The organism is Bacillus sp. YP1, from assembly GCF_000877815.1.
Lineage (GTDB): Bacteria > Bacillota > Bacilli > Bacillales > Bacillaceae > Bacillus > Bacillus subtilis.
In genome coordinates, this window is record NZ_CP010014.1 from 3,200,752 (window position 1) to 3,214,930 (window position 14,179).

Sequence of the window (14,179 nt, forward strand, 5' to 3'; positions counted from 1 at the left end):
TCCGTTTTATACAATATTACCGTCAGTAGTATACCATAAATCGTAAGCCCCTCAATAGTTCAAAAGGAAGGATTGGGAAAATCCCTCCTCTTTTTTATTGGCTGATTCGACCAAAATTTACCCGGCTTTGTTTTCTAAGTCTGCATTCATTTTCAGCTGCTGTTCAGCAAAATCCCGATAAAGGCCATGGGAAGCCATTAACTCATGGTGTGTTCCACGACCGGTAATTTCCCCTTTTTCAACAAACAAAAGCTGGTCCGCATCTACAACGGTAGATAGGCGGTGAGCGATAACAATCGTTGTGCGGCCCTCCATCAGCACCTCCAGTGCCTGCTGAACTGATTTTTCAGATTGGCTGTCGAGACTTGAGGTAGCTTCATCGAGCATAAGAATGCTTGGGTTACGGAGAAGTGCTCTCGCAATCGCGATTCTTTGCCTTTGTCCGCCTGACAGCATAATGCCGCGTTCGCCTACTTCTGTATCAAACTGATTCGGCAGCTCCTTTATAAAATTGAGCGCATATGCCATCTCCGCGGCTTTTTCGATCTCAGCATCCGTCACATCTCGTTCTAACCCGTAGCAAATATTTTCTCTGATTGTCCCGGACATTAACGGGCTTTCCTGTGATACATACCCGATATGCTCCCTCCACGATTCAAGCGAGTAAGTATCGACCGGCTCGTCCCCCAGCCGAATGGTCCCTGCAGTCGGAGAATAAAAGCGTTCAAGCAGCTTAAACAGCGTCGTTTTTCCCCCGCCGCTCGGACCGACGATCGCTGTGACTTTCCCTGCTTCAATGACGGCGCTGATCTCTTTTAAGATCAGCTGATCGGGCTTATATCCAAAAGACACGCGATCAAGCTGGATAGGCAGATGCGCATTTTCGATTTGTTTTCCCGTCACTGTATCTTCCTCTTCCTCTGCCAAGATCTCAATCATTCGTTCTGTTGCACCGATTGATTTTTGCAGCTGTGTAAAGAATGTTGTAATTTGGCCCATCGGCATAATAATTTGGAACAAATATAAAATAAAAGCCACGAGCGCTCCGGCCGTGAGCTCGCCTGAAGATACCTGCATGCCGCCATATCCGATGACTGCGACAAGGGCTGCCATTAACACGAGTGAGATAAGCGGGCCGACAAGTGATTGAACCTTAGCTTCTCGAACGCCAAGCTTAAATAATGAGGAAATCCCTGTTTTCCCGCGGCCGTATTCGACATCCTCCGCATTTGAAGCTTTGACAAGTCTGATTTCCGGGAGAATTTGATTCAGCAGGCCTGTAAAACGGGCTGTTTCATCTTGTGTTTCCCGTGAAATGGAGAACATTTTCCGCCCAATCGGCACCAAAATAAGAGCGGCCAGCGGAACGACCACTAACACAAGCAGTGTCAGCTTCCAGTTCATAATAAACAAGATTGTCAATGATCCAATGACAGAAATGATGCCTGTAATAAATCCGCTGATATGGGTTGTAATCAATTCTTTGACAACCATCGTATCGTTCGTTACACGGCTGACTGTTTCTCCGGAAGCATTTGTATCAAAATAAGAGACAGGAAGCTTAATTAGTTTCTTCCATAATAAATCCCGCAGCCCAGAGATGATTTTTTGTCCATTATAGTTAAGGGCATAGGTGGCATAAGCGCTTAAACCCGCCTGAACGAAAAACACCAGCGCGATCAACCCGATTTGCGTGCCTGACAGATTTGACATAGAAAAACCATCGACAAGCTGCTTCGTTAATAATGGAATGAGCAGGCTGACCAGTGTGGTTACAACACTGAGGGCAAGCGCAAAGGCGAGCTTTCCATAAGAAGGATTGGTCCGTCTTACTAAGGCAAAAAAGGGTTTCAATTTACTTTTAGATTTTTGTTTCTTGGTTGGCATATATTTTCCTCCTGTTTCAGCGTTCAGAAAGGTGAAAAGTCATAGCAAAAGGATGATTTTTACTCTTTCTCAATCATATCAATGGCGAGAGACTTTTTCAGTATATTTTTGCCGTGATGAAAATAAAAGATCTCCCACTCATTGTTTGAATAGGAGATTTTTTATGTTAGACATCTTTCACAGGCTTCTTTTTTCTATAAGTCAATGTTACATCCTGCTGTCGCAGGTCTTCAATTATCATTTTGTACCGATCAACTTTTGCGGTATGTTCCTCTTTTATCATCTCAAGGGCAGCTTTTCGTTTTTCGCTTTTCGACTCAAGTTCTTCTTTTATTTTTTTTACAATCAATCCTTTTTGTCCTTTGATTTCCTCTTTTAATGAAGACTCAAATTTCTTTGTCAGGCTGAGAAAGTCGTTGATCGGTTGATTGAGGGTGCCCGCTTTCCCCTTCATTTCATCTTGAGTAAGAAACATATAGGTCGTTGATACAATTTCTGTTTCACTTTCTGAAAATAAGGAAGTCACTCTTCATATTCCTCCTAAGGCTGAAAATCAAATAACTGAGAAATCATTTCTTCTTTTTCAAACAGCTTTTCAATACTCTCACGGATATTTTTGATAAAATCTCTTTTTTCTGTTGTCTGTTTTTTTAATTCAGCAACAATTCCATCATTAGCAGGAAGCGCACCTGTGTGGAATGATTCATGAACAGAGATTTTCTCCAATTTATCGAATGTGTGGCTGAAACCAGCTGCAAGCCGGAATTGAAGATCGAAGGCATAATGCGAAGGGTTTTCTTCCATATGATGAATCGCCGTGGTGATCGCCTGTTTTTTATCTATGAAGTCTTCATCGATTTCCTGACTGTAAACCTTCTGGTACTTAGAAATCGCATCTTCCATATCTTCAACGATTTTCATACCGTTTTGATAGATTCTGACAGCGGATGAGAGATTGACTTGAATCGTTTCTCCCGAGCCGCTCTTCCCTGTAAAATAAATATCGGAGCCTTTATAGCTGAAGCCTTTTTCCTTTGACAAGGCGTTGAGCATTTGAACGATACTGTGGCCGTCGACGATAAGTTTTAGTGCGTCTTTTGTTTCTGTGTCGAGTGTTTTCAATGAGGACAGAATTGATTTTACGTAGTCCACTATTTCACCAACGTCTTTTAAAGCTTGCATAAATTGGCCATGCTTTAGATGGTCAATGAAATGTTCGTACCGTGATTCTATGCCTCGCATACTCGCATTAATATTCGTTAATTCTTTTTTGATGACTTTCTTTTGCGTTTCATCAATATAACCATTTTCAGCTAACTGATCTACGACCGGTCCGCTGTTTCTCAACAAGGTATGAAGAAAACCTAAAAATGAAGGCAGTTCTTCTTTTATTCGGCCATACATTTGCTTAACATCATCAAAATGCTCATATAGGACACTTACTTTCTTTAAAGCGCCGTCTGTGTTTTTCACTTTTTCAATCAGGTCTATGTCTATCCCGCTGGCTGCCTTTATAAAACCGTTCAAGCCGTCTTTTTCATAGTCATCCTTATATTTTTGAAGGAATTTTTGAATTGACCTCACATCTTCGTCAGGAACCCCATCCATAATATTTCGGATGCCTTTTACACTTGTATTTGTATCTGCCATCTTCACATCACCGAATGTAATGAAATCGGCCTTGCCGCTGACTCCATACAGCGGGTCATCTTTTGAGATGCGTTGGGTGATGTTTGCTGTCACGCCTTTGTCTTCATAATATTTTTGGATTTCTTTTTTTAACTTTTCTGGCGGGATATCATTAATATCTTTTAAGCGTCTAATATGAAATTTATGCATTAACCTATCTCTCAAATTCAAATCAGTTGCTAGTAGGTGGTCAACGCTTATTTGAGCTCCGTTAACCCCATAAACTTCATCAAATTCTCCGTCAATTAATTGAACCATCACCTGATTATTATTTGCCAGTGAGTGCCCCATAGCAAAGGTCTTTAAATCATTAGAATTCTCTGTTTCTCTTTTGGCATTTCTTACAAACTCTTTTGTCGCTTGGTACTGGCTGTCATCTATCCCTAAAAAGAGACCAAAGAAATTGTATGACCAGTCTTCGTTATCAGCACTCCCCTCTGAAATAATATGAAGTTGATTAACGTGTTGTTTATCATCCTTAATATAAATAGCTGTACCATCATATCCGGACTCTCTTATTGATGTATCTATTTTCGAATTTTTTTTAATAAGTTCATTAGATGTGTATATTTCCAGATTTTTTGGAAGATCTCGATGTGTTTCTTCTTTGTATATTCGACGCACCTCGACTTCAAAATCTGTTTTAGCTCTCTTTATTTCACTTTCAATATTAGAAGCGAATTTTTCTTTATAATCGTACTCCAAATCAATTAAACGCAGCTTTACATTTTCATTTTCAAATATATTCTTATTTTCCATTTTCTCTATTTCTCCTTTTTAACTTTTAAAAAGGTAATAGAATCAATTATTTTTCGAACTTTTTTTTCTGCTTCTTCTTTCTTTAATGAACAAACCTCTTTACCCTTATAGCAAGAAAAACGAAAAGAATACTCTATTCCTAAATATTCCTCTTTTTTAGATTTAACATAACCAAAAAATCTATAAGAAAAATTATTCTTTTCATCCACATCATCAAAACTGCTTTTCTTTTGAGCAGAATATACAATTTTATCAGATAGCTCTCTTTCTTCGTATTTTCCTTTATAGCTATTTCTGCCACTTACAATGTCAAGCATTGTATCCTTGTCATTCGCAAAACTTTTTTCTTGATGATAATCTAATTGCCCGTCATATTGAATGTTAGTTTTTTTATTGAAACTATCAAATACTATTGTTTCCTCATTTTCACCTTTACTTGAAAGATCAGGTACATACTCCCCATCCTCCGGAAACAACATCCTAAAACCTTTCAGCTTAGATTCCAGCAAATAATATCCTGGTTCCTCTTCTTTTGTTGACACCATGTACTCTCTCGTTTTCTCGTCCTGAAACGCAGGTACTTGAGGCAGATCCTTGGGATCCATGTCTTTTGGTTTTACCGCTTCTGTTTTATTGTCATTTGTGGTGTTTTTATCATTGTCATTCATACTGCATCCTCCTGTCAGGGCAAGTAATAAGCTGAAGCAAATAAAGATGATCTTTTTCATTACGAACCTCCACGGGTTTTGTGAGAATAGTATTCTATTTTTATATCAAAAATAATTCTATTGACCTGGTTAAGAGATGATTATTTCATCCTTTTTCATGTTACATCATGGCGGAATTTGGATAAATAGGAAATCAGACTCGGTTTTGATCTCCTTTTATTAACTAATCATATATAACACCCCATATAAATCTAAATACCTATTACTTTTTTCACAAAACAAAAAGAGCCGTATCATACGGCTCTTTACTCTTCTTTCTCAGAATGGCGTTTTTTCAATACGTCAAGCACATCATCCAGCGGCAAGGCTTGTTCTCTGAGCAGGACAAGCAGGTGATACAGCAGGTCTGCCGCTTCCCATTTGAGTTCCTCGTGGTCCCGATTTTTCGCGGCGATGATGACTTCGGATGCTTCTTCACCGACTTTTTTCAAAATCTTATCGACGCCTTCACGGAAAAGGTAAGTAGTATAAGCTCCCTCAGGCATTTCCGCTTGGCGTTCCGCTATCACACGCTCCAGTTCGTTCATGATGCCGAATCGGCCTGCGGCCTGTTCTTCTGTTTGTTCCTTCATAAAACAGCTGTAGCTGCCAGTGTGGCATGCCGGGCCGGATGGCTCTACAAGTACGATCAATGCGTCCTGGTCGCAGTCATACCGGATACCTTTGACGGCTTGCGTGTTCCCTGAGGTTTCTCCTTTATGCCATAACGCTTGGCGTGAGCGGCTGTAAAACCATGTTTCCTTCGTTTCCAGCGTTTTTTCGTACGATTCCTTGTTCATATACGCAAGTGTCAGCACTTCTTTGCTTGCCGCATCCTGCACGATGGCAGGAATTAATCCGTCCTCGTTAAAACGCAGTTCATCTGCCTGTTTCATCTCACATTCACCCCGTATTCTTTCAAGTATGATTTCACTTCTTTAATCGATGTTTCTTTATAATGAAAAATTGAGGCGGCCAGCGCGGCGTCAGCTTTTCCTTTTGTAAAAGCCTCAAGCATATGCTGTGCGTTTCCCGCGCCTCCCGAGGCGATAACAGGGACGGGGACAGCTTCGGAAACAAGCTTTGTCAGCGTGTGGTCGAAGCCTTTTTTCTCACCGTCAGAGTCCATGCTTGTCAGCAATATTTCTCCTGCCCCGCGTTTGACGCCTTCTTTTGCCCACGCGGTGACCTCCCAATCTGTTTTCTTTCTGCCGCCGTGCGTATAGACCTTATATGTGTCAGATTCTTTGTCATACTTGGCATCAATGGCAAGAACGATGCATTGCGAACCGAAAAACTCGGCTCCTTCTGCAATCAGCTCAGGGCGAAGAACAGCTGCCGTGTTCACCGACACTTTGTCCGCTCCGGCACGCAGTATCGTTTTCATATCGCTGAGCTGATTGATGCCGCCGCCGACTGTAAACGGAATGGCAAGCTTCGCGGCAACCTGCTCCACAACGTCAACCATCGTCTTTCGTCCTTCGTGCGAGGCGGAGATATCAAGAAAAACAAGTTCATCCGCACCTTCCCGGTCGTACACTTCGGCGAGTTCAACTGGGTCACCGGCATCCTTCAATTCGAGAAATTGAATTCCTTTGACAACGCGTCCTTCTTTGACATCAAGGCATGGGATAATCCGTTTTGTGATCATTTGCGCTTCACCCTTTCAAGCGCCTCACACAGCGTAAACTGATTGGTATACAACGCTTTTCCGATGATTGCTCCAGAGACGCCGTCCGCCTCATAGCGGGCGAGGTCTTCGAGATCCGTGACGGAGCTGACTCCGCCTGAAGCGATCACCGATTTCCCCGTTTCCTTAGCAAGCTCGACCGTGCTTTTAACATTGGGGCCTGACAGCATTCCGTCTGTCGCGATGTCAGTAAAAATAAAGACTTCCGCACCTTCATTGGCAAGCTCTTTGCCCAGTTCAGTTGCCTTAAGGGTTGATGTTTCCAGCCATCCCTCTGTTGAAACAAAACCGTTTCTCGCATCCAGTCCGATTGCAATTTTCTCGCCATATTGTTTCAGCATTTTTTTGACAAACGGAGGGTTAGAAACTGCTGAGCTTCCCAGGATCACCCGATCGACTCCTGCTGATAAATATTCATAGACGTCTTTTTCGGAACGGATCCCGCCGCCGATTTCGACTTTCAGGTTCAGCTTTTGCGCAATCTCAATCACATGGCTGTCATTCACTCTTTTCCCTTCTTTGGCCCCGTCGAGATCAACGAGATGGATCCATTCGGCACCCTCTCTCGCAAATAACTCAGCCATCTCGTACGGTGAATCGCCATATATCGTTTCCTTATTATAATCCCCTTGAACAAGGCGGACACATTTGCCATTTCTCATATCAATTGCCGGATATAATGTAAAAGCACTCATTTTTTCACCTTCTGTTCTGCTGCCATTTTCGTAAATTGGGTTAAGATAGACATTCCGACCGTGCTGCTTTTTTCCGGGTGAAATTGGGCGCCGAAGACGTTCCTTTTTCCAACTACAGCAGGCACTCGCACACCATAATCAGCGCTTGCCAGGAGCGAGTCCTCCTGCATCCCGTCAATGTAATAAGAATGCACGAAATAAGCGTAGCCTTCTTCTGCTTCAGCCAGCAGCGGAGATTCATTATGAAAAGAAAGACGATTCCAGCCCATATGCGGAACCTTCAGCTTGTTTCCTTTTTCATCTTCTGCTTTCAGCCTGACTGCTTTTCCTTTTAACAGCCCGAGTCCTGAAGCGGTGCCGTTTTCTTCGCTTTCTTCAAATAAAAGCTGCATGCCGAGGCAGATCCCTAGAAGCAGCCTTCCCTCTGAGACCATATCGTGAATCAATTGATCAAGCTTCGTGTAGCGCAAATTGTCCATCGCGTCTCCAAATGAACCGACTCCCGGCAAAATGAAGGCATCAGCTTCTTTCAGCTCCTCCGGCTTTTCAGAAACAAAATACGGCACGCCGACACGTTCAAGCGCCTTTGAGACACTGTATAAATTCCCCATTCCGTAATCTATCACGCCGATCATTTACAGCATCCCTTTCGTTGACGGTATTCCTTTAACTCGCGGATCGATCGTTGTCGCTTCATCAAGCGCACGTCCCAGTGCTTTAAAAACGGCTTCAATCATGTGGTGGGTGTTTGTGCCATAATGAACGATGACATGCAGGTTCATTCGAGCTTCGAGCGCCAGCTTCCACAAAAATTCATGTACAAGCTCCGTATCGAAAGTTCCGACTTTAGCAGCCGGGAAGTCAGCGCGCATTTCTAAGTGCGGCCGGTTGCTTAAATCAATCACAACTTGAGCAAGTGCCTCATCCATCGGCACAAACGCCGATCCGTAGCGTTTGATTCCTTTTTTATCGCCCAACGCTTCGAGCAGCGCCTGCCCTAAGCAGATGCCGATATCTTCAGTCGTGTGGTGATCATCTATATCAACATCGCCTTTTGCGTTAATGGAAAGATCGAATTGGCCGTGTTTCGTGAATAAATCCAACATATGTGTCATAAACGGCACATCTGTTTTGATATCCGCTTGTCCCCCGCCGTCTATTGTAAATGCCAGCTCAATATCTGTTTCGTTTGTTTTCCTGACGCGTTCCGCTTTTCTCATTTAGAAATCCTCCGTTCTCTCGCTTCAATTGATCTGGCATGGGCTTCTAACCCTTCCAGTCTGGCAAAAGCCGCGATGCTTTCAGCATGTTCTTCAAAGGCTGATTGACTGTAAGAAATAATGCTCGATTTCTTTTGAAAATCAGTTACGTTTAATGGACTTGAAAATCTGGCTGTTCCGTTTGTCGGAAGCACATGGTTCGGTCCGGCAAAATAATCACCGACAGGCTCAGGGCTGTATCTGCCTAAAAAAATTGCACCCGCATGTTTGATACTGCCAAGCAAAGCTTCCGGAGACTGTGTTATGATTTCTAAATGCTCTGGCGCGAGTGTATTGACAGTATCAATCGCTTCCACCATTGTTTCCGCCACATATATACAACCGTAATCTCTCACTGAAGCTTCCGCTATTTCTCTTCGCGGCAAGGTTTTCAGCTGCTTACTCACCTCGGCTGAAACCGCCTCGGCCAGCGCCATGGAATCTGTGACAAACACACATGAGCTGAGCTTATCGTGTTCCGCCTGTGACAGCAGATCGGCTGCAATTTCGCTCGGAATCGCTGTTTCATCAGCCAGCACGACGATTTCACTAGGTCCGGCAATCATATCGATATCGACATCGCCGAACACTTCCCGTTTGGCAAGCGCGACATAAATGTTGCCCGGACCCGTGATTTTATCCACTGGCTCAATGGTTTCTGTTCCGTATGCTAACGCCGCAATCGCCTGAGAGCCGCCCATTTTGTAAATGTCTTTTATGCCCAGCTCGGCTGCAGCAACCAAAACTCCAGGAGACAGCAGACCGTCTTTTCCCGGAGGCGTGACGAGAACGATTCTTTCAACGCCCGCTACAAGCGCCGGAATCACATTCATCAAAACAGATGAAGGATATGCGGCCGTTCCCCCCGGCACATATACACCGGCGGAATCCAGCGCCGTCACTTTCTGCCCCAGCATTGTGCCGTCCTTTCTGTGATAAAACCAGGAGGATTCAAGCTGTCTTTCGTGATATTCCCTAATATTTTCGATTGCCTTCCTAATCACCTGAAGAAGACGTGGATCCAGTGAGGTGTATGCCTCCTCAAATTCTTCTTTTGTGACCAGCGGGCTGTCTATTTCGATGCCGTCAAATTTCGCCGTGTAGCTGCGAACCGCCTGATCACCGTTTGCTTTAACATCTTCAATAATGGACCGGACTGTCTTTCTTTGCTCTTCCGTTCCGGCATCGATGGAACGCTTGAGAGAAAGCCGTTCCGCTCCGCTGATGGTTTTGATCTTCATTTTGCCGTCTCTCCTTCCACAACGAGAGATAGGCGGGATGCCATTTCGTCAATCACATCGTCTTTCATGCGATAGCTTACCGGGTTGACAATAAAGCGAGAGGTAATGTCACAAATGTGCTCCGTTTCAACAAGCCCATTTTCTTTCAGCGTCTGTCCTGTGGAAACAATGTCCACTATCCGATCTGCAAGCCCAATGAGCGGAGCCAGTTCAATTGAACCGTTGAGCTTAATAATCTCGACTTGTTCTCCCTGCTCTCTGAAATAACTGGAAGCCACATTCGGATACTTTGTCGCGATTCTTGGCGCTACGCCGCTCCAGTCTGTATTCGGAAGTCCGGCGACAGCTAAGTGGCATTTGCTGATTTTTAAATCCAGTACCTCATACACATCGCGTTCCTCCTCCAGCATGACATCCTTGCCCGCAATTCCGACGTCTGCCACGCCATGCTCCACATACGTAGTTACGTCCATCGGCTTCGCTAATATGAAACGAAGATTTTCCTCCGGCACATCGATGATCAGTTTTCTCGAATCTTCAAACTCCTCAGGGAGCCTGTAGCCTGCCTGCCTCAGCAGCCCTGCCGCTTCTTCAAATATCCGGCCCTTTGGCATCGCCATTGTGAGTAACTTACCCATTTTGCTCTTCCTTTCTGGCACCGATAAAATAATTGACGTTTGCAAAAGATTTTGTCATCTGGTCGATATTTTCTATTCCCGATAAATCTTGAAGAACCACTTTGTTCCCTTTCATGCGTTCTTCATTCGCATAAGCGATGGCTTGCGCCCGCTGCTCTTTGCTGAAAATAACAGCGTCTATATCACAAGATTCTTCTTTCATATGAAGGGCTTCAATCAGCCGGTCGATCCGAAGCCCGAAGCCTGTTGCCGGTGCAGGTGAATCAAAATGGCCCAGCAGCTTGTTGTAACGGCCGCCGCTTCCAATGACAAAACCGACATTCTCGGCGTACACTTCAAATAAAATCCCTGTGTAATAGCTCATGTGGCTGACCATATTCAGATCCAGGCGGACATTTTCCGTACATCCGTAATCCTCAAGAATGTCCCACAGCGCCTTCAGCTCATCAACCACGCTTTTTCCTTGCGCAGAATCGACGATTTCTTCGGCACGTCCGCATACTTCTATACCGCCCCGCAGTTCAAGGAGCTCAAGCAGCCGGCTTTTATCAATGGAGGAAAGCGGGAGAGACTTGACATGCTCTCTGTAGCCGACGTAGTTCTTTTCATATAAGAACCTCCGCAGCACATCAGCTCGTTCAACGTTTCCGAGCACCTCAACAAACAAAGCATCCGCAATGCCGGCATGGCCGATGGCAATTTTAAAGGATGCCAGCCCAGCGTTTTTCAATGCCCCGACGACTAAAGCAATGACCTCCGCATCCGCGCTCGTCGTGCCGTCACCGATTAACTCCACTCCAACCTGCTCGAACTCAGCCGGACGCCCGCCTTCACGCTCCTGAGCCCTGAATACATTTGCCGCATAGCCGACTCTTAGCGGATGACCGTGTTTCAGAAGCTTCGATGCCGCCACCCTTGCAATCGGCCCCGTCATATCCGGGCGAAGCACCAATGTCTTGCCGTCCTGATCAAGTAGCTTAAACAGCTGTTGCTCTTCAATTGCTGACTGGACGCCAACGGTATCGTAAAACTCCAGTGTCGGCGTTTCCATAAATTGATATCCCCATTTATCAATCAAATCGGTTAACGATCGTCTCACCTTGTTTTTCGTTTCGTATAAACCGGGCAGTGTATCTCTCATGCCGTGCGGTTTTTCAAACATAAACATCAACCCGAGCACCTCCGCTGTTATCTTATGAAGGAAAATTCCGAATCCTTTAGTTCGCTAATATGATAATATGTTAGCAGATGAAAGAATGAAAATCAACGCTTAACTTCAGTAAGGATATTTTTAGTTCAAATATCCTTCTCCTCATTATGAAAAAATCATGAATAATGTATTAAAGGTACGTAATATCTCAAATTCTTTATGTTTGGCATGCTATAATACAAATCAAATAGAGAACAAGGAGATAAAGATGAAAACACTGCGAACTCTATGTGTCCTGATGATTCTTTCAGGCGTTATTTTTTTCGGACTTAAAATAGATGCAAAAGATATAGATATTCCTTTTTTGAACAGCCTTAAAAAAGTGGTTTCTGATAGCGATACAGACTCAGCTGCGAATAGCAAAAAGGAGCTGAAGGGAAGCGCAAAACCGCTGGATGTCATCCTTTACAATCAAATGGACGCACCCCGGCTCTATAACGGCTGTGAAGTAACAAGCCTTGCGATGGTGCTGAATTATGCGGGATACGACGTGACAAAAAATACCCTGGCAAATCAGGTTGCCACAGTGCCTTTGACATACAGCAGCGGATTAAAGGGTGATCCGAATGACGGATTTGTCGGGGATATGGCGAATGGCCCTGGTCTCGGTGTCTACCATCGACCGATCTATCAGCTGGCGAAAACCTATGCGGGAGACAAAGTGTTTGACCTGACTGGAAAAAGCATTTCTGCTGTTTATGAACAGCTTGAAAAAGGCAATCCAGTTTGGGTTATTACGACAGCCAACTTTACGCCAGTTGACAACATGCAGACATGGAAAACGCCAAACGGAACGATAGAGATTACGTACAGCGAACACAGCGTCGCCGTTACGGGATATGATGATAAATATGTGTATCTCAATGATCCGTATGGCTATAAAAACAGAAAAACCGATAGAACAAGCTTTGAAAAAGCGTGGAAACAAATGGGCAGCCAGGCCGTAGTTATTCAAAAGTAAACACCTGAAGCCTCACTATGCTCTATCCTGAGCAAATACGACAATATTCATGCTTTTTGTTTCAATCGGTAAGATTGATTCATTTTCCATTTATCATCCAGAATTATCTTTACTTTCAGGCTATCTGTTTTTATGATTAAAGCAGATTCAGCCTTGCCCCGATCTATGCGAGAGAAGCCGGTGCAAGTCGCTGACGCTTCTCTTGCAAAAAATGAAAGATATCCGGGGAGGATTTATCATTGAAAAAATTCGTGTCTATCCTATTTATGTTCGGTTTGGTTATGGGGTTCAGCCAGTTTCAGTCATCAACCGCTTTTGCAGCAGACAAAGTGGTGCACGAAACAATTATCGTACCAAAAAATACAACATATGACGGGAAAGGACAGCGGTTTGTGGCAGGGAAAGAATTAGGCGACGGAAGCCAGTCAGAAAACCAAGACCCTGTTTTTCGTGTGGAGGATGGTGCAACCCTGAAAAATGTGGTGCTTGGCGCCCCTGCCGCTGATGGCGTACACACTTATGGAAACGTTAACATTCAGAATGTGAAATGGGAAGATGTTGGTGAGGATGCGTTAACGGTGAAGAAGGAAGGAAAAGTGACGATCGACGGCGGTTCTGCACAAAAAGCGTCAGATAAGATATTCCAAATCAATAAAGCCAGTACATTCACAGTGAAAAACTTCACGGCAGACAATGGCGGAAAGTTCATAAGACAGCTTGGCGGTTCAACCTTCCACGTTGATGTGATCATCGATAAGTGCACCATCACAAACATGAAGGAAGCGATATTCCGGACGGACAGCAAAACAAGCACGGTCAGAATGACAAATACACGCTACTCTAATGTCGGTCAAAAATGGATTGGTGTTCAGCATATTTACGAAAACAACAACACTCAATTTTAACCAAAAAAGTCCGCTGATGTTATTCAGCGGACTTTTTCAATCTTTCTTGCATTTCTTCCTTCGTATAGATGATCCTCATCGGATTTCCGCCGACAAATGCGCCGGCAGGCACGTCTTTATGGACAAGTGTTCCGGCGGACACAACTGCGCCATCTCCTATTTTCACCCCGGGCAGAATGGTCGTGTTGGCACCAATCATCACTTCGTCTCCGATCAGAACTGTGCCGATCCGGTATTCGTGAATCAAATACTCATGGGCCAGAATGGTCGTATTGTACCCGATGATTGTATTTGTTCCGACTGAGATCTTTTCCGGAAACATGATATCTGGCATCACCATGAGGGCAAAGGATGTCTGATTTCCAACCTTCATCCGCAGAAATGTACGGTACAGCCAGTTTTTCATCCCTATAAACGGCGTATATCTCGCAATTTGAATGACAATGAAATTTTTGACGACCTTTAAAAAAGGTACCGTTTGATAGACATGCCACAGTGAGTTGGCCCCCGAGACCGGATGACGATCTGTTTTTCTCAC

General features: G+C 44.1%; 15 protein-coding genes. 2 read left to right on the forward strand and 13 right to left on the reverse strand.

The genetic code is table 11. From position 1 onward, the window contains the following. Window positions 1-117: 117 nt before the first annotated feature. The 12 genes from bmrA to QF06_RS15845 all read right to left on the reverse strand — a co-directional run bounded on the left by bmrA (window position 118) and on the right by QF06_RS15845 (window position 11,733). Window positions 118-1,887: a multidrug resistance ABC transporter ATP-binding protein/permease BmrA gene (bmrA, locus tag QF06_RS15790; protein WP_032726926.1), complete on the reverse strand. Its 1,770-nt coding sequence runs from the start codon at window positions 1,885-1,887 to the stop codon at window positions 118-120. A 166-nt stretch (window positions 1,888-2,053) separates the two neighbouring features. Continuing rightward, window positions 2,054-2,413: a hypothetical protein gene (locus QF06_RS15795; RefSeq protein WP_032726927.1), complete on the reverse strand. Its 360-nt coding sequence runs from the start codon at window positions 2,411-2,413 to the stop codon at window positions 2,054-2,056. A gap of 14 nt (window positions 2,414-2,427) precedes the next feature. After that, window positions 2,428-4,335 carry a DUF6792 domain-containing protein gene (locus QF06_RS15800; RefSeq protein ID WP_032726928.1) on the reverse strand — a complete coding sequence of 636 codons (1,908 nt, stop codon included), beginning with the start codon at window positions 4,333-4,335 and terminating at the stop codon, window positions 2,428-2,430. 5 nt (window positions 4,336-4,340) lie between these two features. Next, complete coding sequence (locus QF06_RS15805; protein WP_032726929.1) at window positions 4,341-5,063, reverse strand: hypothetical protein; 723 nt, start codon at window positions 5,061-5,063, stop codon at window positions 4,341-4,343. Window positions 5,064-5,308: 245 nt separating this feature from the next. Further along, window positions 5,309-5,938, reverse strand: a complete 630-nt coding sequence (gene hisIE, locus QF06_RS15810) for a bifunctional phosphoribosyl-AMP cyclohydrolase/phosphoribosyl-ATP diphosphatase HisIE (protein ID WP_003228125.1) — start codon at window positions 5,936-5,938, stop codon at window positions 5,309-5,311. Further along, window positions 5,935-6,693, reverse strand: coding sequence for an imidazole glycerol phosphate synthase subunit HisF (hisF, locus tag QF06_RS15815; protein WP_015714777.1), 759 nt, complete (start codon window positions 6,691-6,693; stop codon window positions 5,935-5,937). The genes hisIE and hisF overlap by 4 nt, the downstream gene beginning before the upstream one ends. After that, a complete protein-coding gene (hisA, locus tag QF06_RS15820) occupies window positions 6,690-7,427 on the reverse strand; it encodes a 1-(5-phosphoribosyl)-5-[(5-phosphoribosylamino)methylideneamino]imidazole-4-carboxamide isomerase (RefSeq protein ID WP_041850488.1) in 738 nt (245 codons plus the stop codon). The genes hisF and hisA overlap by 4 nt, the downstream gene beginning before the upstream one ends. Beyond that, entirely contained in the window at window positions 7,424-8,062 is a 639-nt protein-coding gene (hisH, locus tag QF06_RS15825; protein WP_021480686.1) for an imidazole glycerol phosphate synthase subunit HisH, read from the reverse strand. The genes hisA and hisH overlap by 4 nt, the downstream gene beginning before the upstream one ends. Continuing rightward, window positions 8,063-8,647, reverse strand: coding sequence for an imidazoleglycerol-phosphate dehydratase HisB (hisB, locus tag QF06_RS15830; protein ID WP_003243389.1), 585 nt, complete (start codon window positions 8,645-8,647; stop codon window positions 8,063-8,065). Continuing rightward, the gene (gene hisD, locus QF06_RS15835; RefSeq protein WP_041850486.1) at window positions 8,644-9,927 is read right to left on the reverse strand and encodes a histidinol dehydrogenase; all 1,284 of its coding nucleotides are present in this window, start codon (window positions 9,925-9,927) and stop codon (window positions 8,644-8,646) included. The genes hisB and hisD overlap by 4 nt, the downstream gene beginning before the upstream one ends. Beyond that, entirely contained in the window at window positions 9,924-10,565 is a 642-nt protein-coding gene (hisG, locus tag QF06_RS15840) for an ATP phosphoribosyltransferase (protein ID WP_015251138.1), read from the reverse strand. Before hisG ends, hisD begins: the two co-directional genes overlap by 4 nt. Continuing rightward, window positions 10,558-11,733, reverse strand: coding sequence for an ATP phosphoribosyltransferase regulatory subunit (locus QF06_RS15845; RefSeq protein ID WP_041850485.1), 1,176 nt, complete (start codon window positions 11,731-11,733; stop codon window positions 10,558-10,560). Before QF06_RS15845 ends, hisG begins: the two co-directional genes overlap by 8 nt. Window positions 11,734-11,983: 250 nt before the next feature. Between QF06_RS15845 and QF06_RS15850 the strand changes: the two genes are divergently transcribed. Both QF06_RS15850 and pelC read left to right on the forward strand, forming a co-directional pair. Then, window positions 11,984-12,736: a C39 family peptidase gene (locus QF06_RS15850; RefSeq protein ID WP_015251136.1), complete on the forward strand. Its 753-nt coding sequence runs from the start codon at window positions 11,984-11,986 to the stop codon at window positions 12,734-12,736. 239 nt (window positions 12,737-12,975) lie between these two features. Then, window positions 12,976-13,641 carry a pectate/pectin lyase PelC gene (gene pelC / locus QF06_RS15855; RefSeq protein ID WP_015251135.1) on the forward strand — a complete coding sequence of 222 codons (666 nt, stop codon included), beginning with the start codon at window positions 12,976-12,978 and terminating at the stop codon, window positions 13,639-13,641. A gap of 19 nt (window positions 13,642-13,660) precedes the next feature. On the opposite strand, the gene hprF is transcribed toward pelC, so the two are convergent. Beyond that, on the reverse strand, window positions 13,661-14,179 hold the full coding sequence (gene hprF, locus QF06_RS15860; protein ID WP_003228107.1) for a heptaprenylglyceryl phosphate O-acetyltransferase: 519 nt from the start codon (window positions 14,177-14,179) through the stop codon (window positions 13,661-13,663).

Coding starts and splice junctions, on each gene's coding strand:
- hisD (WP_041850486.1), bottom strand. CDS start 9,927: ATGAAGATCAAAACCATCAGCGGAGCGGAACGGCTTTCTCTCAAGCGT.
- bmrA (WP_032726926.1), bottom strand. CDS start 1,887: ATGCCAACCAAGAAACAAAAATCTAAAAGTAAATTGAAACCCTTTTTT.
- hisIE (WP_003228125.1), bottom strand. CDS start 5,938: ATGAAACAGGCAGATGAACTGCGTTTTAACGAGGACGGATTAATTCCT.
- hisH (WP_021480686.1), bottom strand. CDS start 8,062: ATGATCGGCGTGATAGATTACGGAATGGGGAATTTATACAGTGTCTCA.
- hisA (WP_041850488.1), bottom strand. CDS start 7,427: ATGAGTGCTTTTACATTATATCCGGCAATTGATATGAGAAATGGCAAA.
- QF06_RS15845 (WP_041850485.1), bottom strand. CDS start 11,733: ATGTTTATGTTTGAAAAACCGCACGGCATGAGAGATACACTGCCCGGT.
- hisB (WP_003243389.1), bottom strand. CDS start 8,647: ATGAGAAAAGCGGAACGCGTCAGGAAAACAAACGAAACAGATATTGAG.
- QF06_RS15850 (WP_015251136.1), top strand. CDS start 11,984: ATGAAAACACTGCGAACTCTATGTGTCCTGATGATTCTTTCAGGCGTT.
- QF06_RS15800 (WP_032726928.1), bottom strand. CDS start 4,335: ATGGAAAATAAGAATATATTTGAAAATGAAAATGTAAAGCTGCGTTTA.
- hisF (WP_015714777.1), bottom strand. CDS start 6,693: ATGATCACAAAACGGATTATCCCATGCCTTGATGTCAAAGAAGGACGC.
- QF06_RS15805 (WP_032726929.1), bottom strand. CDS start 5,063: ATGAAAAAGATCATCTTTATTTGCTTCAGCTTATTACTTGCCCTGACA.
- hisG (WP_015251138.1), bottom strand. CDS start 10,565: ATGGGTAAGTTACTCACAATGGCGATGCCAAAGGGCCGGATATTTGAA.